Source organism: Brevundimonas fontaquae, assembly GCF_017086445.1.
Lineage (GTDB): Bacteria > Pseudomonadota > Alphaproteobacteria > Caulobacterales > Caulobacteraceae > Brevundimonas > Brevundimonas fontaquae.
Window position 1 is genome coordinate 438042 of record NZ_CP070968.1, and the last position, 23896, is coordinate 461937.

20 protein-coding genes are annotated in these 23896 nt (G+C 66.6%); 6 read left to right on the forward strand and 14 right to left on the reverse strand.

The window, feature by feature from the left end:
* Nucleotides 1-94: 94 nt before the first annotated feature.
* The 8 genes from pnp to JX001_RS02145 form a co-directional block, all read right to left on the reverse strand.
* Nucleotides 95-2329 (reverse strand): polyribonucleotide nucleotidyltransferase, encoded by a 2235-nt coding sequence (pnp, locus tag JX001_RS02110; protein ID WP_205682091.1) that lies wholly within the window; start codon nt 2327-2329, stop codon nt 95-97.
* A 298-nt stretch (nt 2330-2627) separates the two neighbouring features.
* Nucleotides 2628-2897 (reverse strand): 30S ribosomal protein S15, encoded by a 270-nt coding sequence (gene rpsO, locus JX001_RS02115; RefSeq protein WP_017506665.1) that lies wholly within the window; start codon nt 2895-2897, stop codon nt 2628-2630.
* Between the two features lie 79 nt (nt 2898-2976).
* Entirely contained in the window at nt 2977-3906 is a 930-nt protein-coding gene (truB, locus tag JX001_RS02120) for a tRNA pseudouridine(55) synthase TruB (RefSeq protein WP_091752038.1), read from the reverse strand.
* A 43-nt stretch (nt 3907-3949) separates the two neighbouring features.
* Complete coding sequence (gene rbfA, locus JX001_RS02125; protein WP_091752041.1) at nt 3950-4402, reverse strand: 30S ribosome-binding factor RbfA; 453 nt, start codon at nt 4400-4402, stop codon at nt 3950-3952.
* A 65-nt stretch (nt 4403-4467) separates the two neighbouring features.
* A complete protein-coding gene (locus JX001_RS02130; RefSeq protein ID WP_205682092.1) occupies nt 4468-5151 on the reverse strand; it encodes a DUF2459 domain-containing protein in 684 nt (227 codons plus the stop codon).
* Nucleotides 5148-5699 carry a hypothetical protein gene (locus tag JX001_RS02135; protein ID WP_205682093.1) on the reverse strand — a complete coding sequence of 184 codons (552 nt, stop codon included), beginning with the start codon at nt 5697-5699 and terminating at the stop codon, nt 5148-5150. Before JX001_RS02135 ends, JX001_RS02130 begins: the two co-directional genes overlap by 4 nt.
* Nucleotides 5700-5754: 55 nt before the next feature.
* Nucleotides 5755-6438: a LolA family protein gene (locus JX001_RS02140; RefSeq protein ID WP_066553451.1), complete on the reverse strand. Its 684-nt coding sequence runs from the start codon at nt 6436-6438 to the stop codon at nt 5755-5757.
* Nucleotides 6439-6778: 340 nt separating this feature from the next.
* Nucleotides 6779-9190, reverse strand: coding sequence for an FtsK/SpoIIIE family DNA translocase (locus JX001_RS02145; RefSeq protein ID WP_205682094.1), 2412 nt, complete (start codon nt 9188-9190; stop codon nt 6779-6781).
* A 140-nt stretch (nt 9191-9330) separates the two neighbouring features.
* Here JX001_RS02145 and JX001_RS02150 point away from each other — a divergent pair, with 140 nt between their 5' ends.
* The gene (locus tag JX001_RS02150; protein WP_205682095.1) at nt 9331-10584 is read left to right on the forward strand and encodes a UbiH/UbiF/VisC/COQ6 family ubiquinone biosynthesis hydroxylase; all 1254 of its coding nucleotides are present in this window, start codon (nt 9331-9333) and stop codon (nt 10582-10584) included.
* A 209-nt stretch (nt 10585-10793) separates the two neighbouring features.
* Here JX001_RS02150 and JX001_RS02155 read toward each other — a convergent pair whose 3' ends face one another.
* The 6 genes from JX001_RS02155 to dapF form a co-directional block, all read right to left on the reverse strand.
* Nucleotides 10794-11315 (reverse strand): hypothetical protein, encoded by a 522-nt coding sequence (locus JX001_RS02155; protein ID WP_205682096.1) that lies wholly within the window; start codon nt 11313-11315, stop codon nt 10794-10796.
* Nucleotides 11316-11521: 206 nt separating this feature from the next.
* Entirely contained in the window at nt 11522-12337 is an 816-nt protein-coding gene (locus JX001_RS02160) for a SirB1 family protein (RefSeq protein ID WP_205682097.1), read from the reverse strand.
* A gap of 12 nt (nt 12338-12349) precedes the next feature.
* Nucleotides 12350-12691 carry a YraN family protein gene (locus JX001_RS02165; RefSeq protein WP_241004812.1) on the reverse strand — a complete coding sequence of 114 codons (342 nt, stop codon included), beginning with the start codon at nt 12689-12691 and terminating at the stop codon, nt 12350-12352.
* Nucleotides 12692-12756: 65 nt separating this feature from the next.
* Nucleotides 12757-13629 carry a 16S rRNA (cytidine(1402)-2'-O)-methyltransferase gene (gene rsmI, locus JX001_RS02170; RefSeq protein WP_205682098.1) on the reverse strand — a complete coding sequence of 291 codons (873 nt, stop codon included), beginning with the start codon at nt 13627-13629 and terminating at the stop codon, nt 12757-12759.
* The gene (locus JX001_RS02175) at nt 13626-15956 is read right to left on the reverse strand and encodes an NADP-dependent malic enzyme (protein ID WP_066553438.1); all 2331 of its coding nucleotides are present in this window, start codon (nt 15954-15956) and stop codon (nt 13626-13628) included. Before JX001_RS02175 ends, rsmI begins: the two co-directional genes overlap by 4 nt.
* Nucleotides 15957-16089: 133 nt before the next feature.
* Nucleotides 16090-16920 (reverse strand): diaminopimelate epimerase, encoded by an 831-nt coding sequence (gene dapF / locus JX001_RS02180; protein ID WP_205682099.1) that lies wholly within the window; start codon nt 16918-16920, stop codon nt 16090-16092.
* A 40-nt stretch (nt 16921-16960) separates the two neighbouring features.
* Here dapF and JX001_RS02185 point away from each other — a divergent pair, with 40 nt between their 5' ends.
* The 5 genes from JX001_RS02185 (at nt 16961) to JX001_RS02205 (ending at nt 23895) form a co-directional block, all read left to right on the forward strand.
* Nucleotides 16961-17755: a potassium channel family protein gene (locus tag JX001_RS02185; RefSeq protein ID WP_205682100.1), complete on the forward strand. Its 795-nt coding sequence runs from the start codon at nt 16961-16963 to the stop codon at nt 17753-17755.
* A 99-nt stretch (nt 17756-17854) separates the two neighbouring features.
* Nucleotides 17855-20029: a prolyl oligopeptidase family serine peptidase gene (locus tag JX001_RS02190; protein WP_205682101.1), complete on the forward strand. Its 2175-nt coding sequence runs from the start codon at nt 17855-17857 to the stop codon at nt 20027-20029.
* A gap of 148 nt (nt 20030-20177) precedes the next feature.
* Complete coding sequence (locus tag JX001_RS02195; RefSeq protein ID WP_205682102.1) at nt 20178-22385, forward strand: prolyl oligopeptidase family serine peptidase; 2208 nt, start codon at nt 20178-20180, stop codon at nt 22383-22385.
* A gap of 68 nt (nt 22386-22453) precedes the next feature.
* Entirely contained in the window at nt 22454-23209 is a 756-nt protein-coding gene (locus JX001_RS02200) for a DUF1223 domain-containing protein (protein WP_205682103.1), read from the forward strand.
* An 11-nt stretch (nt 23210-23220) separates the two neighbouring features.
* Nucleotides 23221-23895 (forward strand): phytanoyl-CoA dioxygenase family protein, encoded by a 675-nt coding sequence (locus JX001_RS02205; RefSeq protein WP_205682104.1) that lies wholly within the window; start codon nt 23221-23223, stop codon nt 23893-23895.
* Nucleotide 23896 lies beyond the last annotated feature (1 nt).

The window sequence follows — 23896 nt, forward strand, 5'->3', positions numbered from 1 at the left end:
AAGTGAAATCGCGGACAGCCGGTGCGCCGACCCAAAGAAAAAGGCCCGGCGGATCGCTCCGCCGGGCCTCTTTCAGTCTCGATACCGAAGTCGCTCAGTCGCGACGACGACGTCCGCGATCGCCACCGCGATCACCGCCGTCACGTTTCGGACGACCGCCGGTGTCTTCCGACAGGGGCTCTTCGCCGCGCTCGGCGCGCTCGGCGTTGATCTTGGCCGTCAGGTCTTCACCCGTGGCCTGATCGACGACCTTCATCGACAGCTTGGTCTTGCCGCGATCGTCGAAGCCCAGGAACTTGACCTTGACCTCTTGGCCTTCCGACAGGACGTCGGCCGGATTGGCGACGCGTTCCAGAGCGATCTGCGACACGTGGACCAAGCCGTCCTTGGCGCCGAAGAAGTTCACGAAGGCGCCGAAATCGACGACCTTGACGACCTTGCCGGAGTAGATGGTTCCGACTTCCGGCTCCGAGGCGATGGACTGGATCCAGGCCTTGGCGGCGTCGATCTTCTCCTGGTCGTTGGCGGCGACCTTGATGGTGCCGTCATCGCCGATGTCGATCTTGGCGCCGGTCTTCTCGACGATCTCGCGGATGACCTTGCCGCCCGAACCGATCACTTCACGGATCTTGTCGACCGGGATCTTGACCGTTTCGATCTTGGGCGCGTGCTCGCCCAGTTCGGCGCGCGGCGCATCCATGGCCTTGGACATCTCGTCCAGGATGTGCAGGCGACCGGCCGAAGCCTGGGTCAGGGCCTGTTCCATGATTTCCTTGGTGATGCCGGCGACCTTGATGTCCATCTGAAGGCTGGTGATGCCTTCCGCCGTGCCGGCGACCTTGAAGTCCATGTCGCCCAGGTGGTCTTCGTCACCCAGGATGTCCGACAGGATGGCGAACTCGCCCGACGGCTCCAGGATCAGGCCCATGGCGATGCCCGAGACCGGACGGATCAGCGGCACGCCGGCGTCCATCAGGGCCAGCGACGAACCGCAGACCGTGGCCATCGAGGACGAGCCGTTCGACTCGGTGATCTCGGAGACCAGACGGATGGTGTAGGGGAAGTCTTCCTTGGTCGGCAGCATCGGACGGATCGCGCGCCAGGCCAGCTTGCCGTGACCGATTTCGCGACGGCCGGGCGAACCCATGCGGCCTGCTTCACCCACCGAATAGGGGGGGAAGTTGTAGTGCAGCAGGAAGTTCTCTTTGTAGGTGCCCTGCAGGCTGTCGATGTACTGCTCGTCCTCGCCGGTGCCGAGGGTGGCGACGACCAGGGCCTGGGTTTCCCCACGCGTGAACAGGGCCGAACCGTGGGTGCGCGGCAGGACGCCGACTTCCGACACGATGGCGCGGACCTTATCGAGGGCGCGGCCGTCGACGCGGTGCGCGTTCTCGATGATGTCGCGACGCAGGACTTCGGCTTCGCACTCCTTGAAGGCGGCCGAGAACTTGGAACCGTCGACGCCGTCAGGGTTCTCGTCGGTCTTCACCAGCTTGGCGGCGGCGGCCTTCTTGGCGGCGTCGACGCCCGAACGGCGCTCGTATTTGCCGGCGTGGGTGTAGGCGCTCTTGATGTCTTCGCCGACCAGCGACTTGATCGAGGCGACGACGTCGGAGTGGTCTTCGGCCTGGAAGTCGAAGGGCTCCTTGGCGGCGTGTTCAGCCAGTTCGATGATGGCGTCGATCACCGGCTGCATGCCCGCATGCGCGAACATCAGGGCCTCGAGCATCTTCTCTTCCGACAGCTCCTTGGCTTCGGATTCGACCATCATCAGGGCGTCTTGCGTACCGGCGACCACCAGGTCGAGGTCCGAGGACGGGATCAGGTCGATGGCGGGGTTCAGCACCAGCTCGCCGTCGATCAGGCCGACGCGCGCGGCGCCGATGGGGCCCATGAAGGGCACGCCCGAAATGGTCAGGGCGGCCGAGGCGGCGACCATGCCCAGAACGTCGGGATCGTTTTCCATGTCGTGCTGCAGCACGGTCACGACGACCTGGGTCTCGTTCTTGAAGCCCTTGACGAACAGCGGCCGGATCGGACGGTCGATCAGGCGGGAAACTAGGGTTTCCTTCTCGGACGGACGGCCTTCACGCTTGAAGTAGCCGCCCGGGATCTTGCCGGCGGCGAAGGTCTTTTCCTGATAGTTGACCGTCAGGGGGAAGAAATCCAGGCCGGGCTTGGGCGCACGGCCATAGACGACGGTGGCCAGAACCACGGTCTCGCCGTAGGTCGCCAGCACGGCGCCGTCGGCCTGGCGGGCGATGCGGCCCGTTTCCAGGGTCAGCGGGCGGCCGGCCCAGTCGATCGTCTTGCGTTTGATGTCGAACATATTTCGTCTTTCGTATCCCGGACGGCGTATTCCGTGCGGGGTCCCATCATGGGGCGGATGCGTCGGCGTTCTGTCCTTCGATCCAGAGGCCGCCGCGCCATCGCGACGACCGGGAGAGGACCGTCATGGCCCTCGCAGCTGCGCCGGTAAGTCCTGCGGCGCACAGGTCGTGTCTTTGTCGTCGCGCTTCCGGGGCGGCCAACCGGCAGCCACTTGGCCTGGAAGCGCTTAGTTGCACAACGAGGCGCGGACGAGACCGCCCGCGCCTCGAAAGCGTATTCTACACTGTTCCGACGCCTTAGCGGCGCAGGCCCAGTTTGGAGATGAGCGCCTGGTAGCGACCGGCGTCGACCTTGTTCAGGTGGTCGAGCAGGCGGCGACGTTGCGACACCATCTTCAGAAGGCCACGACGCGAGTGGTTGTCCTTCTTGTGGGTCTTGAAGTGTTCGGTGAGGTTGGCGATGCGTTCCGACAGGATCGCGACCTGAACCTCGGCCGAGCCGGTGTCGCCAGCGGAGCGGGCGTTATCGGCGATGATCTCGTGCTTGCGTTCAGCAGTAACCGACATCGTAGAGTCCTTTCTTGGCCTATCGCGCTTCGCGCTACTTGAGGCCGTGGGGTCTCGGCCCTTGCCGGATGGCGCGGGCCTAGAGGTTGAAAACGCGGTCGGGTTCTAGCCGGCCGGCCCGCAACTGACAGAGGGCGACGAGGGTCTGGCCCTGAAAGGCTGAAACCGTGCGCGAACCGCCGGTGAGACGATCCTTGAGGGTTTCCACCTGACGGGGGAGCAGAACGATCGGGCGTCCCTGCCGAAGCGAGAAGGCGTCCTGTTCATTCACGGCCAGTTCCGGGATGTCGTCCAGAGCGGTCGCGACGGCAAGCAAGCCTTCCGAGGCGGCGCCCCTATGCACCATTTCCTCCAGAGAATCCAGAGTGACGGCGTTTTGCGTGCTGAACGGCCCCACGCGCTCGCGTCTCAGGGCGCTGACATGACCCTCGGCGCCGAGGGCGGCGGCCAGATCGCGGGCCAGCGAGCGGACATAGACGCCCTTGCCGGTGCGGATGGTCAGTTCCACGTGGTCGGCGTCGGGCGCATCCGTCACCTCGGCCGAGTGGATCGTCACCCGGCGGGCCTGAAGCTCGAACTCCACCCCGTCGCGGGCCAGGTCATAGGCGCGGGCGCCGTCCACCTTGATTGCGGAAAAGCGCGGCGGCGTCTGGTCGATCTCGCCGACGAAGGCCGGCAGGGTGACCTTCACCTGATCGACGGTCGGGCGCACGTCGGAGCGGCCGATGATCTCGCCCTCGCGGTCCACGCTGTCGGTCGAGACGCCCCAGTTGATGGTGAAGCGATAGACCTTCTGCGCCTCCATCATCATCGGCACGGTCTTGGTCGCCTCGCCGAGCGCGATGGGCAGGATGCCGCTGGCCAGCGGGTCGAGCGTTCCGGCGTGACCGGCCTTCTGGGCGTTGAACAGGCGACGGATGCGGCTGACGGCCTCGGTCGATCCCATCTCGAACGGCTTGTCCAGGCAAACCCAGCCGTCGACGATGTCGCCCTTCTTCTTGCGGCCCATTATGCTTGGCCTACCGCGCTTCGCGCTACTTGACGCCGGAGGATCACTGATCGTCCTCGTCGTCGCGGCGCTCCAGGTCGGCGCGGACGCGGGGGTCGTCGAACAGGCGGTCGATGTGGCTGGCGGCGTCGAAGCTTTCGTCGTGGCGGAACTTCAGGTCGGGCGTGAACTTCATGTCCAGGCGACGGCCCAGCTGGCCGCGCACGAATTTGGCGTGGACATTCAGCGCCTTGATGATCTCGCTCTCGTGGCCATTGGTCGGCGCGGCCTCGACGCCGGCGCCGAGAGGCTCGACGAAACAGGTGGCGTGTTTCAGGTCCGGCGACAGGCGCACTTCGGTCACGGTGATGGACACCCCGGCCAGGGCCTCGTCGCGGATATCCTCCTCGCGCAGGATGTCGACCAGGGCGTGACGGATCAGCTCGCCGGCGCGCAGCTGGCGCTGGCTGGGTCCGGCGGGGCCGGAGGCGTTGCGGGTGTGTTGCTTGTGGGCCATCGGCCTCTCCTTCTTGTTCGCCCGCTGGGGATCGGACCCGGCCGGATAGGCGAAAGTCGGGCGGTCTAGTCCCGCAGCGGGGGTCTGTCCAGTTTTCGCGCCCGGTCGGCGACCCGAACCGAGCGCATCACCTCGCCCGAGGTGATGGCCGGAACAGGCCGGATCGCCACGCCACCGGCGTTCAGTACGCCGGCCGTCCAGTGATTGCACAAATGCAGGATGGAGAAGGTCTCGCGGCTGGCGAAGAAGCGCGCGTCGTCGCCGGGCCGCAGGGCTGCGATGCGCGGCCGGCCGTTCGACAGGTCGAGCGAAGCCTCGACGCGCGCGGCCAGACGCTCGAAGCGGGCGCGGCGCAGGGTCAGAGCGGCGCTGTCTTCGCCATAGGCCAGGCTCGGATCGTCGCGTCGAGGGGCCAGCATCAGCACCGATCGATTGCCGGGATGCAGAAAGGCGCGCGCCCCGTCGGGCAAGCGATCCGAAATCGGGCTCTGATCGACGTAGAATTTCGCATCGCCCCAGCCGATCAGAATCCACTCGCCGGGCGCCAAGGCTTGGACCGCAAGCGCCAGAGGACCGCCGCGGCGTTCCAGCGCGGCGCGCGGGACGGCGATATCGGTGTGAAAGCCGTTGTCGAGCACCTGAATAACGACGGGGTCTGTCGCCGTCCCATCCGTCGCGCCCGACCGGGTCCAGGTCAGAAGCGCGGCGACCAGTCCGGCCAACGCCGCCAGCACCAGGGCTCGCATCATCGGCTGAGGTCCAGCACGGCGCACAGGCGGTCGTCGCCCAGCAGGGCGCCCGGCGGCGGCCCCTGTCGCACCGGCATCAGGACGAAGCCGTCGCGCCGCACGGCCAAGGCCAGCCATCCGACGGGATAACCGGCGCACAGCCGCGTGTCGTCGTCAGCCGTGACGCGCCGCACCTCGATCTGGGCCATCGGCGGCACGGCCATGGCGTCCGTAAAACTTTTGGAGACGCTGGCCTGCTGATCCGCCTGAACCAGCCGATGTGGCGCCGAGGTCAGGCGGCCGCCCGTGGTCGTGCTCAGCGCGCCGCCGTTCACGTCCAGCGCCATGTCGGACTTGGCCGCGACGTAGCGCCCGGACAGCACGACCTCCCCGACCTCGACCTGTCCGGACAAGAGAGGTCTGGCAGAGAGGTCGGTAGGAGCGATCAAGCGGTTCAGAGCCGGTTCGACCACCAGGGCGCCCAGCATGAACAGAGCAAAGGCGCCAGCGCCGACCGCCGCGATCCATTTCAGCGATGGGACGCCGGATGGCGGGGCGGTCGCGCTCATGCGGCCAGTCTAGCGGAACAGGGGTTGAGGAATGGTCACCCGCCCCCGAAAGCCCTTAGTTGCGGCCGGGCCGGCGGGTCGGATCGCTGAGCTGGAACAGGCGCGCCGACAGGCCGGACGCCGGTTGCAGCGAAGTCAGCTGGGTCCGGGTGCGGGCGCCCTGAGGATCGGTGATGGTCCACTCTTGCAGACGCATCGGATTGCCGGCGAAGGCCAGCACGACCTGCCCGTCGTTCGGGCGGTTGGAATCCCGCGCCGTGATGGCGAAGGCGCCCGAAGCCATCCGGGTCACGCGTTCGATGCGGACGCCTTGGTCCAGCCGGACATTGCGCGCCAGGAAGGTGGACAGTGGGGTGCGACCGAGCGGCACCTGCTGGAAGCTGTTAAGACGCGGGTCGTAGCGTTTGACGTTATAGCCGTCCGATACCACCAGCAGACCGGCCGGGTTGGTGTATTCGAACCGCATCTTGCCGGGACGCTGCAGGTAGAAGCGGCCCTGGCGCGTCTGTCCGTTCGGGCCCGTTTCGGTGAAGGTGCCTTGCGCCGAGGTCAGGGCCTGCAGATAGCCCTGCGCCTGTTGAACCACGGCGCGATCCTCGGCCGACAGGTTGGACTGGGCGTGGGCGGCATCGAAGGCGCCCAGCGCGATCAGGCCGGTCGTCAGGCCGGCGCCCAGCAGCAGGCTGCGGCGGTGCAGATCGGCGGCCGGCAAGGCCAGGGTCTTGGTGCGCGAGGTCATGAAGTTCGTCTCCCGTTCGGGATGGTTGTCGATCCTGCCGTCTTGCCCGGTCGGCTTGGCGTCGGAATGACGCGAGCCTGACCATATTCCGGCGCTGCGATGAAGCCCTGTTCATCGAAATGCTGAAGCTTGGACGCGATAGCGGGTCAGACAACGGACATTGGGGGGGACGGTTGCATGGCGTCTCCTCCCCACCTGTGGGGAGGGGGACCGCGCGTAGCGTGGTGGAGGGGGTCTTGAAGGCCCACCCGCGCTCGCGATGATCTGAAGAACCCCTCCGTCACGGCGCGAAGAAGCGCCGCGCCACCTCCCCGCAAAGCAGGGAGGAGACCGGCTATTTTCACACCATCGGCGGCGGGCCGGCCAGGACGTCGCGCTTGCCGGCGTGGTTGGCTGGGCTGACCACGCCTTCCTGCTCCATTCGCTCGATCAGGGAGGCGGCGCGGTTGTAGCCGATCTGGAGCCGACGCTGCACGTAGCTGGTCGAGGCCTTGCGGTCGCGGGTGACCACGGCGACCGCGCGGTCGTACAGGTCGTCGCCCGAGCTGCCGCCGCCGCCTTCGTCATAGCCGTTGTCGCTGTCGCCGTCCGGTTCGTCGGTGATCAGATCCAGATAGTCGGGCTCGGCCTGGGCCTTCAGGTGTTTGCAGACGTCCTCGACTTCCTTGTCGTCGACGAACGGGCCGTGCAGGCGGGTGATGCGGCCGCCGCCGGCCATATAGAGCATGTCGCCCTGGCCCAGCAGCTGTTCGCCGCCCTGTTCGCCCAGGATGGTGCGGCTGTCGATCTTGGACGTGACCTGGAAGGAGATGCGGGTCGGGAAGTTGGCCTTGATGGTGCCGGTGATGACGTCCACCGACGGGCGCTGGGTCGCCATGATCAGGTGGATGCCGGCGGCGCGGGCCATCTGGGCCAGACGCTGAACCGCGCCCTCGACGTCCTTGCCGGCGACCAGCATCAGGTCGGCCATCTCGTCCATGACCACGACCAGGAAGGGCAGGGGCTCGGGGCGGATCTTCTCGGACTCATAGACCGGGCGGCCCTGGTCGTCGAAGCCGGTCTGGACCGTGCGTTCGAAATGCTCGCCCTTGGCCTGGGCCTCGCGGGCGCGCTCGTTGTAGCTGGCGATGTTGCGCACCCCCAGCTTGGACATACGGCGATAGCGATCCTCCATCTCGCGCACCGTCCATTTCAGGGCGACGACGGCCTTCTTCGGATCGGTCACGACCGGCGCCAGCAGGTGCGGGATGCCGTCATAGACCGACAGCTCCAGCATCTTGGGGTCGATCATGATGAAGCGGCACTCGGCCGGGCTGTGGCGATACAGGATCGACAGGATCATGGCGTTGACCCCGACCGACTTGCCCGAGCCGGTGGTGCCCGCGATCAGCAGGTGGGGCATCCGCGCCAGGTCGGCGACATAGGGCTCGCCGCCGATGGTCTCACCAAGCGCCAAGGGCAGCAGGTGGCCCTTCTTGTCATATTCGGCGCTGGCCAGAAGGTCGCGCAGATAGACGGTCTCGCGCTTGGCGTTGGGCAGTTCGATGCCGATGGCGTTTCGGCCCTGGACCACCGAGATGCGACAGGCGCGGGCGGACATCGAGCGGGCGATGTCGTCGGCCAGGGCGACCACGCGGCCATGCTTCACGCCCGGCGCGGGGACCAGTTCGTACAGGGTGACGACCGGGCCGGGACGGATCTGGTCGATCACGCCGCGCACGCCGAATTCCTGCAGCACGCCTTCCAGCATCTTGGCGTTCTGTTTCAGCGAATCCTCGTCCACCGAACCGACGCGCTGGGCCGGCTTGGTCAGGATGCCGAGCGGCGGCAGGTCAAAATCGCCTTCCGGCCGCACGAAGTCGAAGGCCTGTTGGTCCACATCGTCCTTGCGGGGCTTGGGCGCCTTGACCGCGGCGACGCGCGGCTCGACCGGGCGGGCGGCCGAGGGGCGTGGCGCGGGCTGGACGGCGTCGTCCTCCCACGGCGGCAGGTCGTCATAGGCGGTCTGAGGCGGCTCTTCGGCATAGGTCGGGGCCAGCGGCGCCTCTTCCGGTGGCGCGGCGCGGGGCGCTCGGGCCTTGGCGGGCGCCTTTTCGCGGGCGGCCAGGGGCTTCGGCTGGGGCGGCGCGGGTGCGCGCAGCGACTTGCCCCAGTGCAGGGCGTCCAGGAAATCCATGGCGCGCAGGCCGATGGCGAAACCGACCAGCCACAGCCCGGCGATCAGGAAGACGAGGCCCGCAATGATGCGGCCGCCGGGAATATGCAGGGCGCCGAGGCCGCGCGCCGCCAGGCCCGTCACGGCATCGCCCCACAGACCGCCCAGACCGGCGGCGAGCGGCCAGGCGGCGGGCGCGGCCAGGGCGGCGAGCGCGCCGGATAGCAGCAGCACCCCGCCGGTCGCGGCCAGGGCCTTCAACGGCGTGGGCTTGAGCCTTTGCTGGATCGCATCGCCGACCGCGCGCGCCAGGCCGAAGGCGACCAGCAGCAGGGCGGCCGGCCAGGCTGCGAGACCCAGCGACTGCATGAACAGATCGGCGAACAGGGCGCCGTTCGCCCCCAGCCAGTTGGTCGTCGGCAGGCTGGATGCGGCATTCAGACTGGCGTCCGCCGGATTCCACGACACCAGGGCGACCAGCAGCAGGGTCGCCAGCAGGGCCTGCAAGACACCTCTGAACCGCACCACGAAGGGCGCGTCCCACAGGATGCGGGCGCTGATCCAGGCCTGACGGCCGATGACGAGGGCGGTGGACATGAAGGGTCGAACCTTCCGGCGGCTGACGTTCGACCGCCCTTGTCGCACTCACAGGGTTAAGGGGCTGTTTACCAGCTTGGCCTTGGCGATGGACAAACCGTCCTCTGGACCTTTGGCCGCGACGGCGCGACAAGCCTGTCATGGCTGATACCGAACGCTACGACATCGTCATCGCCGGCGCGGGGCTGACCGGGGCGGCCTTCGCCCTGGCGGCGGCGCAAGGCGGGTTGAAGGTCGTGATGGTCGATCCGCAGCCGTTCAGCGCCCAGTTGGCGCCGACCTTCGACGGACGGTCGACCGCCGTGGCCTTTTCGACCTTCCGCATGCTGGACGCGCTTGGCCTAGGCGAAACCCTGCGTCCCCACGCCTGCCGGATGGACCATATTCTGGTGACGGACGGGCGTCGGCCGGGCGCGGCCAGCCGGTCCGCCTCGCCCGCCTTCCTGCGCTTCGACGCCGACGAGATCGGCGGCCGCACCGGCGGCGAACCGCTGGGCTATATGGTCGAGAACCGTCGCATCCGTGCGGCCCTGGCCGAGGCGGTGACGCGCGCGGGGATCGCGGTGCGGGCCCCGGCGACCGTCGCCAGCGTCGCGACCGATGCGGGCAAGGCGGCCGTGACCCTGGCCGATGGATCGACCCTGATCGCCCCCCTGGTCGTCGGCGCGGAGGGGCGAGGCTCGGCCGTGCGCCGCGCGGCCGGGATCGAGACCGTCGGCTGGGGCTATGGCCAGAGCGGCGTTGTGGCGACGGTGCGGCTGGGTCGCGACCATGGCAATGTCGCCCACGAATATTTCCTGCCCAGCGGCCCCTTCGCCATCCTGCCCCTGACGGATCAGCGCGCCAGCCTGGTCTGGACCGAGACGACGCGGCGGGGCGAGGCGCTGCGCGACGCCTCGGACGATGCGTTCCACGCCCATCTGATGCGGCGGTTCGGAGAGTTTCTCGATGGGGCGACGGTCGAGGGCCCGCGCTTCGTCTATCCGCTGTCGCTCAGCCTGGCGGAGAAACTGATCGCGCCGCGCATCGCCCTGATCGGGGACGCCGCACACGGAGTGCATCCGGTCGCCGGCCAGGGTCTGAACATGGGGCTGAAGGATGCGGCCGCTCTGGCCGAGGTGCTGGCCGAGGCCGCGCGCCTGGGCGAGGACATCGGGTCGGAAACCGTTCTGGAGCGTTACGCCCGCTGGCGCCGGTTCGACAACGCGGCCTTGGCGGCGGGTTTCGACGCCTTCGTACGCCTGTTCTCTAACGACATCGCGCCGGTGCGTCTGGCGCGCGATCTCGGCATGGCGGCGGTCAACCGGATCGGGCCGTTGCGTCGCGCCTTCATGCAGGAAGCCGGCGGCGCGACGGGGGATTTGCCTAGGTTGCTACGCGGCGAGGCATTTTAGGCCTGCTTAAGCTAACCAATTGAAATCGGAATCAAATTTAGCTTCAGGTCCACAAAATTGACCGTCGCTTCAATCCGTTATACGCTGAGAAATCGTACCGGAGAGGCCATTTCTGACCTCTCCGGTACGCTACTGGTCCCCCAACGGGGCTGCACACTGCGACGGGGTGCCTCCCAACGCAGTCTGGAAGTTAAGTTATGGTGGCGGTTTCAAGTTGCCTCACCTCCTTCCGGTTCTGAGCCTAAGAGGTCGGCGAGATTGCTATGCGATCTCGCCGATTCTTTTTTGGGTAGTGAGTAGACAGGCCCATCTTTTCTCAATCGCCCTTGTTGCGACATTCGCCAAGCAATAGGTCCGACACTTTCGCTGGAAGCGTCAGGCCACCAAACGCGCTGAATTTCAGCAAGAATTATACGCGGTTCGAGTCCGTCGATGCCTGCCTTCTCGGCATTCTCTAAGACTTTTAAGATCATGTCAGTAACAGCGGGAAGACTTGTCGGTTTTCGGCGTGTCCCACCTGTCGGCAAAAATGCTTCAGGCCTAGGCACAACCGCTCGGGACAAATCAGCGTCGTCCGCTTCATCATCCACGTGCAGCCTTGCAAGCACCCTTTGGGCTACTTCAAGCTCGGCAGCTTCTGCGCGCAGCGACGCAATGCGAGCGTTCAGGCGATCAAGCTCATCCTCGATCTCGTCGAGGCGATCGCGCACGATTTCAGCGACGTTAGCCATGTTCTCATCATGACGCTATGATAAGGCCAGTCAAGCCGTCATGGCGCTTTTTGGTGCTGATAACCCACAATATATCGGTCATCTGCGGAATTCTGCATGATTCTTGGTGAGTCAAGTCAGGTTTGGGAAGCGATTGTTAGTAGTGCTGTGGATAAGTCAGCCTCTAACGTCACGAAAAACTCAGAATCGCCGCTTCATCGCTCGGTTCAGTTCAACTGCATTCTCACGCGTTCGAACGTCGTGAAGCGGCGGGCTTCTTCTGCCCCGTCCAAACCGTGGGCGCGGGACAGGGCCTGAAGCGAGCCGGCCAGCGCGCCCTGTTTCTCGCGCGCCGAGGCGACGTCCAGCCACGGCCGGTGGTCTTCGGGGTCGAGCAGGGCGCGACGTAGGGCCGACCGCTCGGCGCCCTCATAGTCCCGACCGCGAATGGCGCGGCTAAACAGCACGTTCTGCAGGCGGATCAGCGACTGACGATCCGTCACCGGCGCCATCAGGATATCCAGCCGATCCGCGACATGCGGCATCAGACCGGCGCGAAGAGCGCGGCGAGTCAGTTCGCTGGGCAGGATCAGCCGCCCCTGGCTGAACGGATCCAGGGCTACGGGACCTTCCGGCGTCTCGACGCGAACCATGAAATGGCCGGGAAAATCGACGCCCGCCGCCGTGATGCCGGCCGCGCGCGCCGCGTGCAGATAGAAGACCGCCAGAACGGCGGACAGGCCGCGCCGACGCTCGGCGACCGCGATGATGTCGGTGTTGTCGGGATGGTCGTAATGGATCAGGTCGCCGTTCAGCCGCAGGTCCGCGCACAGGGTTTCGGCCAGGGCCTCGTCGGGACCTTCGCCGCCGATCCGCTCCTTCAGCCGCTCGCAGGCGTTGCGGGCCAGAGCGCGAACAGGCTCGGGATCACGCAACGGATGGTCATGGATGGCGCAGGCGATCGCCGCCTCCAGCAGGGGGAAGGCGTCGTCTTCGGCCTGACCGGCGGCGGTCAGGACGGCCTCGGCCTCCTCGCGCGTCATGCGATCCCCTTGTCAGCGCCTATCGACGCCACGAAGATGACGTGGAACGCGCCAGGGAGCCAGCGCCACCATATCAATTCTCAAATCCAGACGTTGCAGACCCGGCCGATTGCGCCGGATCGCCTCGCCCGCCGCGATCAGTCGATCGTATTGGACCGGCTTCAGCGCGAGCATGGCCGCTTCCATCGTCGCGCGGCGCTTGACCTCGACGACCGCCAGCACCGAACCGCGACAGACCAGCAGATCGATCTCGCCGGCCCGGCTCTTCAGACGGAAGCCGAGAACGCGATAGCCGCGCAGGATGAGCCAGAAGGCTGCGATCCATTCGGCGGCGTGACCGGACTTGAAGGCCATCCCGCCCTTCGCCTGACGCCACGCTGCCTTGGGGCGACGGACCGGCGCGGGACGAGACAGGCGTTTCACTTGCCCTTCAGCTCCAGCGCCCGGCGATACAGGGTTTTTCGGTTCAGACCCAAAGCCTTGGCCACCTCGGAGGCGGCGTCGCCGGTGGACAGGGTCTGAAGGGCGTCGATCAGGGCGGCGTCCGCGTCGGCTTCGGTCGCCTGGATCTCTTCGCCGGGGCCGACGACCACGACGATCTCGCCCTTGGGCGCGTCCAGGCGCGGATCGACGGCCAATTCGTCCAGCGGCCCGCGCACGCACTCTTCATAGAGTTTGGTCAGCTCGCGGGCGACGGCGGCGGGGCGCGGACCCAGCACGGCGGCCATGTCGGTCAAACTGTCTTTCAGACGCGGCCCGCTTTCGAAGAAGACCAGGGTCTGGCGCTGACCCTTCAAGGCTTCCAGCGCGGCGGTGCGGCCGGCCGTCTTGGGCGGCAGGAAGCCGGCGAACAGCACTCGATCGGCCGGCAGTCCGGCGATGCACAGGGCGGCCAGTAGACTTGAGGCGCCGGGGATCGGATGGACGGGCAGGCCCTCGGCGATCACCGCGCGGGCGACGACGAAGCCGGGGTCGCTGACCAGAGGCGTGCCCGCATCCGACACGAGGGCCACGACTTGCCCTTCGCGCAACCGTTCGATCGCCTGTTCGGCGGCGCGGCCGGACGCATGGTCGTCGCAGCGTTCCAGCCGGGCCTTCAACCCATAGGCGCTCAGCAGTTTGGCGGTGACGCGGGTGTCCTCGGCCAGCACCAGATCGGCGGCGGCCAGCACGTCCAGCGCCCTCAGCGTCATGTCGCGCAGATTCCCGATCGGGGTGGCGACCAGATAGAGGCCAGGCTCCACCCGCCGGGGCGGCGGTGCGGCGGGTGGAAAGACCGAGGCTTCGCTCAACGTTCGACCACGGCCGCGGGCGGACGCGGCGCCGAGGTCAGGCCCGAGCCCTGGAAGGCGGGACCGGCGTCATAGGCGGCGAAGGTGGCGGCGGTGATGATTTCGCTGACCGAGGCGCCCAGGGACACGATCTGCACCGGCTTCTCCAGACCGACCAGCAGCGGGCCGATCACGGTGGCGCCGCCCAGGGCCTGAACCAGCTTGGTCGAGATGGCGGCCGAATGGATGGCGGGCATGACCAGGACGTTGGCCGGCTTGGTCAGGCGGTTGAAGGCGTAGGCCGAATGCCCCTTGGGATCCAGCGCGACTTCCGGCGGCATTTCGCCCTCGTATTCGAAATCGACGCCCTTCTTGTCCAGGATGCGGATCGCCTCGCGCACCTTCTCGGCGCGGTCGCCGGGCGGGTTTCCGAAGGTGGAATAGGACAGGAAGGCCACGCGCGGATTGCGGCCCAGCTTCCTGACCGTATCGGCCGCCTTGACGGCGATGTCGGCCAACTCCTCGGCGTTCGGCAGTTCGTGGATGGTGGTGTCGGCGACAAACAGGGTGCGGCCCTTGGCCAGCAGGATCGACAGGCCGATCAGGGTGTCGTCCACGTCCAGCACGCGCTGAACTTCTTTAAGCGCCATGTTGAAGTTGCGGGTCACGCCCGCGACCATGGCGTCGGCCCGGCCCTTGGCGACCAAGGTGGCGGCGAAATAGTTGCGGTCCTGATTGATCATCCGCTGCACGTCGCGGCGCAGATAGCCCCGGCGCTGCAGCTTTTCGTACAGCCAGTCGGTGTCCTCGACATTGTGGTCGGAGACGCGGGCGTTGGTGATCTCTATGCCCAGCTCGTCGAAGTTCAGACCGGCCTCTGCGGCGTTCTGACGGATCAGATCCTCGCGGCCGACCAGGATCGGCGTGCCCAGGTCGGCCTGTTTGAAGCCCCAGGCGGCGCGGATGACGGCGGGTTCTTCGCCCTCGGCGAAGACGACGCGCTTGTTCGGCCCGCCGCGCACGGCCGAGCTGATCTTCTGCATCAGCGCGGCGGACGGATCGACGCGCGAACGCAGCGCGTGGCGATAGGCGTCCATATCCTCGATCTGGACGCGGGCCACGCCGGTGTCCATCGCCGCCTGGGCGATGAAGGGCGGGATGTACCAGATCAGGCGCGGGTCAAAGGGCGTCGGGATGATGTAGTCCGGACCGAACTTCAGCTTGCGTCCGCGATAGGCGGCGGCGACCTCGTCCGGCACGTCCTCGCGCGCCAGGGCGGCCAGGGCCTGGGCGCAGGCGATCTTCATCTCGTGGTTCACGCGGCGCGCCCGCACATCCAGCGCGCCTCGGAACAGATAGGGAAAGGCCAGGACGTTGTTGACCTGATTCACATAGTCCGAGCGGCCCGTGGCGATGATGGCGTCGGAACGCACAGACTTGACGTCCTCGGGCGTGATCTCGGGGTCGGGGTTGGCCATGGCGAAGATGATCGGATTGGGCGCCATAGAGGCGACCATCTCCTTGGTGATCGCGCCCTTGGCGGACAAGCCCAGCACCACATCGGCGCCGACCATGGCCTCGGCCAGAGTGCGCAGGGGCGTATCGGTGGCGTGGGCGGCCTTCCACTGGTCCATGCCGTGGTCGCGACCTTTGTAGACGACGCCGTCGCGGTCACAGATCACGGTGTTCTCGGCCTTGACGCCCGCGGCCTTCATCAGGGCGATGGAGGACAGGCCCGCCGCCCCGGCGCCGGCCAGAACGACCTTGATCTCGTCCAGCTTCTTGCCGGCGATATGAACGGCGTTGATCAGGCCGGCGGTCGAGATGATGGCGGTGCCGTGCTGGTCGTCATGGAAGACGGGGATGTCCAGCAGGTCCTGAAGCTCGCTTTCGATGACGAAGCATTCGGGGGACTTGATGTCCTCCAGATTGATGCCGCCCCAGGTGTCGCCGATGTTCTTGACGACGGTGATGAACTCGTCAGGGTCGGTGGTCTTAACCTCGACGTCGAAGCTGTCGACGTCGGCGAACCGTTTGAACAGGACCGATTTGCCCTCCATGACCGGCTTGGAGGCCATGTGACCCAGGTTGCCCAGGCCGAGGATCGCGGTGCCGTTCGAGATGACGGCGACCAGATTGCCCTTGGAGGTGTAGTCGTAGGCCTTGTCCGCATCGGCGGCGATGGCCAGGACCGGCACGGCCACGCCCGGCGAATAGGCCAGCGACAGATCGCGTTGGGTCGCCATCGGCTTGGTCGGCGCCATGGATATCTTGCCCGGCGTCGGGATGCGGTGGAAGTCCAGCGCTTCGTCGTCGGAGAAGGTTTGCTTTTCGGTCTGATCGGGCATCGGTCGTCCAGGGCGTCGGCGTGGCTGTAACCGTTCGTGTCCTAGAGGCTGGGACGGGCCGCGCCAACCCTTGACGCCGAGGAAGCCTGCGCAATCGGCCCGGAGCCTTACCTGCGCGTCAGCGTCAACGCCGTCAGATCGACAGCACGCCCGTCCGTTCGATCTCGACCGGTCCGGTCATCAGGACGTGATCGGTCGCGGCATCCCAGTCGATGATCAGTTCGCCGCCATCGACGACGACCGTCGCCTTACGTTCGGTCAGGCCGCGCCGCGCGGTGGCGACCAGGGCGGCGCAGGCGCCGGTGCCGCAGGCCTTGGTCAGTCCGGCCCCCCGCTCCCAGACCCGGAGACGGATGTGGTCCCGATCCAGCACATTGGCGAAGCCGACATTGACCCCTTGCGGGAACAGCGGGTGATGCTCGACCAGCGAGCCGGACCCCGTGACGAAGCCGTCGTCCTGGCGGTCGGTGAAGAAGACCACGTGCGGATTGCCCATGGAGACGGCGCCGGGCGTATACAGGATCGGCGCGTCGATCGGCCCGACCTGAAGCTCGATCCCGCGCGTGTCCATCTCTTCGGCCAGCGGAACCTGGGTCCAGTCCAGGCGGGGCCTGCCCATGTCCACGGTCACGCGGTGGTCGCCCGCTCGGGTGGCGGCGGTCGGGCCGGCCGCCGTATCGATGACGACGCGGTCCGAGGCGTTGGCCTGCATCAACAGCCAACCGACGCAGCGCAGGGCGTTGCCGCAGGTCTCGACCATCGATCCATCGGCGTTCCAGACCCGCATGAAGGCGTCGGCCGTGTCTGACGGTTCAATGGCGATCAGCTGATCGAAGCCCTCGCCCGTCTGGCGGTCGCCCAGCGCACGAATCTGGTCCTCGCCGGGAGCGAACGGCTGTTCCAGCGCATTGACGACGACGAAGTCATTGCCGGCGCCGTTCATCTTGACGAAAGGACGGGTCATGCAGGCCATATAGGCCCAACCCAGCGTCGCGGAAACCAGCGTGTCCCAGACCGAAACCGACCCCAAGGACAACGGCCTGCGACTGCGCGCCCGGCTGCGATACCTGTATCACGGCAGTCAGCCGCCGGCGGTGCGGTTCCGGTTGATGGTCATCGTCATCGATCTGGCGATCATCGCCTTCTTCCTGGCCGCGCCGATCCTCAAGAATATGGGCTGGGCCTTCTATGCGCTGGATTACTTCGTCGCCGCCATTCTGGCTCTCGACCTGGCCGCGCGAGCCTATGCCTACGCCAACGTCAAGGACTGGCTGAAGCGGCCGATCGTCTGGGTCGATCTGTTCGTGCTGGCGACCCTGTTGTTTCCGGCCTGGCTGTTCAACCTCGGCTTCCTGCGGATGCTGCGGCTGTGGACCCTGCTGAACTCGGACTTCTTCTGGCGCACCGTGGGGGCGCGGTTCGACGATACGCGGGTCGAAGGTATCGCGCGGGCCCTGGCCAACCTGATCACCTTCGTCTTCGTGGCGACCGGCTTCGTCTATGCGACCTTCAGGGGGCACGACGGCATCGCCGGCTATGTGGATGCGCTGTATTTCACGGTGGCCACCCTGACAACGACCGGGTTTGGCGACGTCACCCTGCCCGGGCCGTGGGGGCGATTGTTGTCCATCGCCGTCATGCTGGTCGGCATCACCCTGTTCCTGCGCCTGGCCCAAGCCCTGATCCGACCGCACAAGGTGCATTTCCCCTGCGATCGCTGCGGCCTGCAGAACCACGACCCTGACGCCGTCCACTGCAAGGCGTGCGGCAATCTGCTTTGCATTCCCGACGAGGGATGAGGCGGCGCGTCCCGCCGGTGTGACAAAACGGTAAGATCGCACGGCTTGCCGCACGGGAAGGCGTCGTTAAGGTGCCGGCTTCGTTTTAGGGACCTGTCCATGATCCGTGCTTCCGCCGTCGCGCTTGCGACGCTTCTCGCCTCCACCAGCCTGACCTCGGTATCCATGGCCCAGACTCCCCCCTCCTCACCCGCTCCGACCTCCGGCGGTTTCGCGACCAGCGATGCGACCGACCCCTATCTGTGGCTCGAAGAGGTCGAGGGCGAGCGGGCGATGGAGTGGGTGAAGGCCCACAACGAACGCACCTTCGCCGTCCTGCAAGGCGATCCGCGTTACGAGACCCTGCACCAGCAGGCGCTGGAGATCGTCCAGGCCCAGGACCGCATCCCGTCGCCTGGCTTCACCCACGACGGCCATATCGACAACTTCTGGCAGGACGCCCAGCATGTGCGCGGGCTGTGGCGTCGCACGACGCTGGACAGCTATCGCACCGCCACGCCCGAGTGGCAGACCATCCTCGACATCGACGCCCTGGCGGCGGCCGAGGGCCAGAACTGGGTCTACAAGGGCTCGACCTGCCTTCAGCCCGAAGAGCGCTACTGCCTGATCAGCCTGTCGAACGGCGGCAAGGACGCGGTGACCCTGCGCGAGTTCGACACGGTCGAGCGCAAGTTCGTCGACGGCGGCATCACCCTGCCGGAATCCAAGGGCGGCGCATCCTGGATCGACAAGGACACCCTGCTGATCTCGCGCGACTTTGGTCCCGGCACCCTGACCAACTCGGGCTATCCGATGGTGGTCAAGCGGATGAAGCGCGGCCAGACGCCCGACCAGGCCGAGACCCTGTTCACCGGCCAGCCGACCGACGTTTCGGTGTCCGGCTATACGCTGCGTGACGCCGACGGGGTGGTGAAGGCGACGCTGATCAACCGTTCGGTGGATTTCTATTCGTCAGAAACCTGGCGCCTGGGCGACGACGGCGCCCTGACCCAGCTTCAGTTGCCGGCCAAGTCCGACATCACCGGCCTCGTTCAGGGCCAGCTTCTGGTGTCGTTGAAACAGGACTGGACCGCGCCGTCAGGTCAGGATTTCAAGACCGGCGACCTAATCGCCTGGCCGCTGGAGGCCTGGCTGGCCGATCCGGCGACCCCGGCCCAACTGGTGCTGCGTCCGACCGAGCGTCAGGCCATCGAGGGCGTCAACGTCACGCGCAACCGGCTGGTCGTCGCCCTGTATGACAATGTGCGCGGCTCGGTGCGGGTCTATACTCCCGGTCAAGGCGAATGGTCGCACACGACGCTGGACCTGCCCCAGAACGTCTCGGTCGGCGTCGGTTCGGCCTCGGAGAAGGACGACAAGGTCTTTGTCAGCGTCACCGGCTATCTGAACCCGTCCAGCCTGTGGCTGGCCGATGCGGCGACTGGCGCGGTCGATCAGGTCAAGTCGATGCCGGCCAAGTTCGACGCCGCCGGCATGACGGTCGATCAGCACGAGGCCCGCTCGGCCGACGGGACAATGATCCCCTATTTCGTGGTGCATAAGGCGGACATGCCGCTGGATGGCTCCAACCCCACGCTGCTGTACGGCTACGGCGGGTTCGAAAGCTCGCTGCTGCCGGGCTATTCGGCGACGGTAGGCAAGCTGTGGCTGGAGCGGGGCGGCGTGTATGTCATCGCCAACACGCGCGGCGGCGGCGAGTTCGGCCCGCGCTGGCACGAGGCGGCCCTGCAACAGAACCGACAGCGCGCGCACGAGGATTTCCAGGCCGTGGCCCTGGACCTGATCGCCCGCGACATCACCAGCCAGCCCAAGCTGGGCATCATGGGCGGCTCGCAGGGCGGGCTGTTCATGGGCGCAATGCTGACCCAGCGACCGGACCTCATCAACGCCGCCGTCATCCAGGTGCCCCTGTTCGACATGTTGCGCTTCCACAAGCTGCTGGCCGGCGCCTCGTGGATCGGCGAATACGGCGACCCGGATATCCCCGCGCAGCGCGCCTGGATTCAGCAGTATTCGCCGTATCAGAACCTGCGCGCGGGCCAGCCCTATCCGGAGGTCTTCATCCATACCTCGACCAAGGACGACCGCGTCCATCCCGGTCATGCCCGCAAGGCGGCGGCGCGGCTGGAGGAACTGGGCTATCCCGTCCTGTTCTACGAGAACGTCGACGGCGGCCACGCGGCCGGGGCGAACCTGCGCGAAACCGCGCGTCGTCTGGCGCTGGAATACACCTATCTGTCGCGCCGCCTGATGGACACGCCGGCGCAGGAATAGGTCTTTTTCGATCCTCCCCGCGAAAGCGGGGACCCAGTGCTTTCGCAAGGTTCGGCGGCTGGGATTGCGTTCACTACGACACGGGCGACGCCGAACGCCCAAAGGTCTGGGTCCCCGCTTTCGCGGGGATGAGCGGAAAGTTCAAAGCATGCGTCACCTGATCCTGTCCGCCGCCATTCCGGCGCTTATGCTCGGCGCCTGCGCGAGCAGCCGGAACATGGACGAGTACTTCGAACCGAGGACTGTCACTTCGGAGACGCCCCCGCCCCACTTCCCCCGCGACCTGACCCCGGCGGGCGTCGCGGCGGCGGACGATCATCTGGCGCTGGAGCAGGTGGACGGGGCCGAGGCGACGGCCTTCGTCGCTGAGGAGAACCGCAAGTCCCTGGCCGTCCTGACCGGCGATCCGCGCTATGAAACCTTCCGCGCCGAGGCCCAGGCGATCCTGACTGCGACCGATCGCATCCCCAGTCCGTCCTTCCTGGGCGACGGCATCGGCAACTTCTGGCAGGACGCGACCAATCCCAAGGGCGTCTGGCGCCGCACGACGCTGGCCAGCTACCGGACCGCGACGCCGCAGTGGGAAACCCTGCTGGACATCGACGCCCTGTCCAAGGCGGAGGGCAAGGACTGGGTGTTCAAGGGCGCCGACTGCCTGGCGCCGGACGACACCCGTTGCCTGATCAATCTGTCCGACGGCGGCAAGGATGCGGTGGTCGTGCGCGAGTTCGACCTGACCACGAAGTCGTTCGTGGACAGCGGTTTCAACCTGCCCGAGGGCAAGCACCGCATCGAATGGCTGGATCGCGACACGCTTCTGGTCGCCACCGACTTCGGCGCCGGGACCATGACCGAGTCCGGCTATCCCTTCATCGCCAAGACGCTGAAGCGCGGCCAGACCCTGGCCCAGGCGACCGAGGTCTATCGCGGCGAACAGTCGGACGGCGGCTACGGCGTCAGCCCCGCCGTCTATCGCGACAAGGACGGCAAGGTGACCGCTGTCATCATCACCCGCCCGCTGGACACCTTCCGCTCCGAGACCTGGGCCATGGCCCACGACGGTTCGACGATGAAGCTGGCCCTGCCGGATCGGGTCAGCGTCTTCGGCGCCCAGGGAGACCTGCTGATCGTCTCCAACGACGAGGCCTGGACCTTCAACGGGATCGACTACAAGCCCGGTTCGCTGCTTTCGATTCCGCTGAACAGTCTGCGAAACGACCGCAATGATCTGAGCATCAGCAATCAGGCCTATCTGATCTATGAACCGGCCGCGCGCCAATCTTTGGGTGACGTGCGAGTTCTGGATCGCCAGGTCGTCGCGTCTCTGTCCGACAATGTGGCCGGGCGGCTGGCGATCTTCGAGAACCGAGGCGAATTTGGCTGGCGTCGTCAGGACGTGACCGTGCCCCAGAACATCGCCGTGGGTCTGGGCGATTCCTCCAAGTCGAAGGGCGAGGTCTTCGTCTCGACCCAGGGCTTTCTGACGCCCCCAACTTTGAGCCTGGCTTCAGTCGGTTCGACCGCCCTGACCGAGCTGAAATCCGCCCCGGCCAAGTTCGACGCCTCGACCCATGTGGTGGAACAGTACGAGGCCACGTCCGCCGACGGGACCAAGATCCCCTATTTCGTCACCCGCCCGCGCGACATGAAGCTGGACGGGTCGAACCCGACCGTCATGCTCGGCTATGGTGGTTTCCAGGTCAGTCTGAACCCGGCCTACAAGCCCGAGATGGGCAAGCTGTGGCTGGAGCGGGGCGGGGTCTTCGTCCAGGCCAATATCCGCGGCGGCGGCGAGTTCGGGCCCGACTGGCATCAGGCTGCGCTGGACGGCGATCGTCAGAAGGCCTTTGACGACTTCGCCGCCGTGGCGCGCGATCTGGAACAGCGCGGGATCACCAGCCCGCGTCGCCTGGGCATCTATGGTCGGTCGAACGGCGGGGTCCTGACCTCGGTGTCGATCACCCAGCACCCTGAACTGTTCAATGCGGCGGTGATCGAGAGCCCGCTTGTGGACATGCTGCGCTATCACGAACTGCCGGCCGGGGCGTCGTGGATCGGCGAGTACGGCGACCCGCGCATCCCGGAAGAAGCCGCGTGGATCGCGAAATACTCCGCCTATCAGCAGCTCCGTCCGGGCCAGCCCTATCCGCGCGTCTATCTGACCACCAATACGCGCGACGACCGCGTTCACCCCGGCCATGCGCGCAAGTTCGCCGCGCGCCTGGGGGATATGGGCTATGACCACCTCTATTATGAGGACACGGCCGGCGGTCACTCCAACGACGCCGACCCTGTCGCCAACGCCCGTCGCTGGGCCCGCCACTATGTCTATCTGTCGCAACAGCTGATGGATTGAATGAAGCAGAGAGAGCCTCACGCGAATATGAGGCGCTCCCTTGCAGCCCAGGGACTAAGAACGACGGCATGAACACCAAGGGCTGGATCATCGCGGGCACGGTCATGGCGGGCGCCCTCATGTCCGTCGCCTCGGCGGCCCAGCCGGCGGCGGGGCGTCCGCCGCTTGCGCCGCGCCATGCGACGGCCAACGGCCCGCCGGTGGTCGTCGAACTGTTCACCGCCCAGGGCTGCGGCGGCTGCATCGAGGCGAATGCGGCGGTGGAGAAGGCAGCGGCCCAGCCGGGCGTCATCGCCCTGACCTATGGCGTCGACTACTGGGATTATCTGGGCTGGACCGACACCTTCGCCCGGCCGGAGTTCGTTCAGCGCCAGCGCGCCTATCGCGCCGCCCTGCGCCAGCGCGGCGTCTCGACGCCCCAGGTCGTGATCGACGGCCGACGTCAGGTGTCGGGCGCCCGCAGCGTCGAGCTTGAAACCGCCATCGGTCAGGAGGCGGTGCGTCAGGCCTGGCCGCCGGAAATCGAATTCCGCGAGAACGGAGCCGGCGTCGGCGTCGGTTCCGGCCGCGCGCCGGCCGGCGGCGCCGAGGTGGTGGCGGTGACCTATACGCCCGGCCCCCAGGTGGTCGAAGTCCGTCAGGGCGAGAACCGAGGTCAGGCCGTGCGGCACATGAACGTCGTGCGCGGCGTGACGCGCCTGGGCGAATGGCGCGGCCGCCCGATGCTCTACGCGCTGCCGTCCGCCCGCCCCGGCGAGGCCGTGGCGGTGCTGGTGCAAGGCAAGACGGACAAGCGTATCCTGGGCGCCGCCGTCAGGGATTGATGTCTAGGCTTATGACGGTCGATCATGCGGCGTTTCAGAATTTGGGCGCCCACCGTTTTCACGGCGCGGTTTCGGATGACCTCGAGACTCTGTTCACGATCCTCGCTGACCTTCCATCTGATCGCGCGGGCGTGCGCCTACGCGGCATTGATCGACTAAGCCGATATTTAGCGCCAGACGGACGGATAGGGGCCGTCGCCGCCGAGGTGCTCGGCGATGCCAGCCGTCCCGTCCGGGCTATTCTTTTCGACAAGACGGCTGAAACCAATTGGTCGCTGGATTGGCATCAGGACCGCACGATCTGCGTCGAGCGGCGTGTCGCCGTCGATGGATATGGTCCCTGGTCCATGAAGGCAGGAATGCAGCATGTCGCTCCGCCTTTCGATTTGCTTGCGCGTATGGTGACCGTGAGAGTGCATCTGGACGATGTCTCCGTGGAGAATGCACCGCTCTTGATCGCGCCGGGTTCTCACCGTTATGGCCGGGTTGCGATCGGCGATGTGCCTGACCTCGTTCGACAGTGCGGCGTTCATGCTTGCCTCGCCGAGGCCGGCGATATCTGGCTCTATGCAACGCCGATTTTGCATGCTTCGGACGCCGCAGCACGTCCCACGAGACGGCGTGTTCTTCAGATCGACTATGCGGCCGAGGAGCTTCCTGGCGATCTGGAATGGCTTGGTGTTTGAT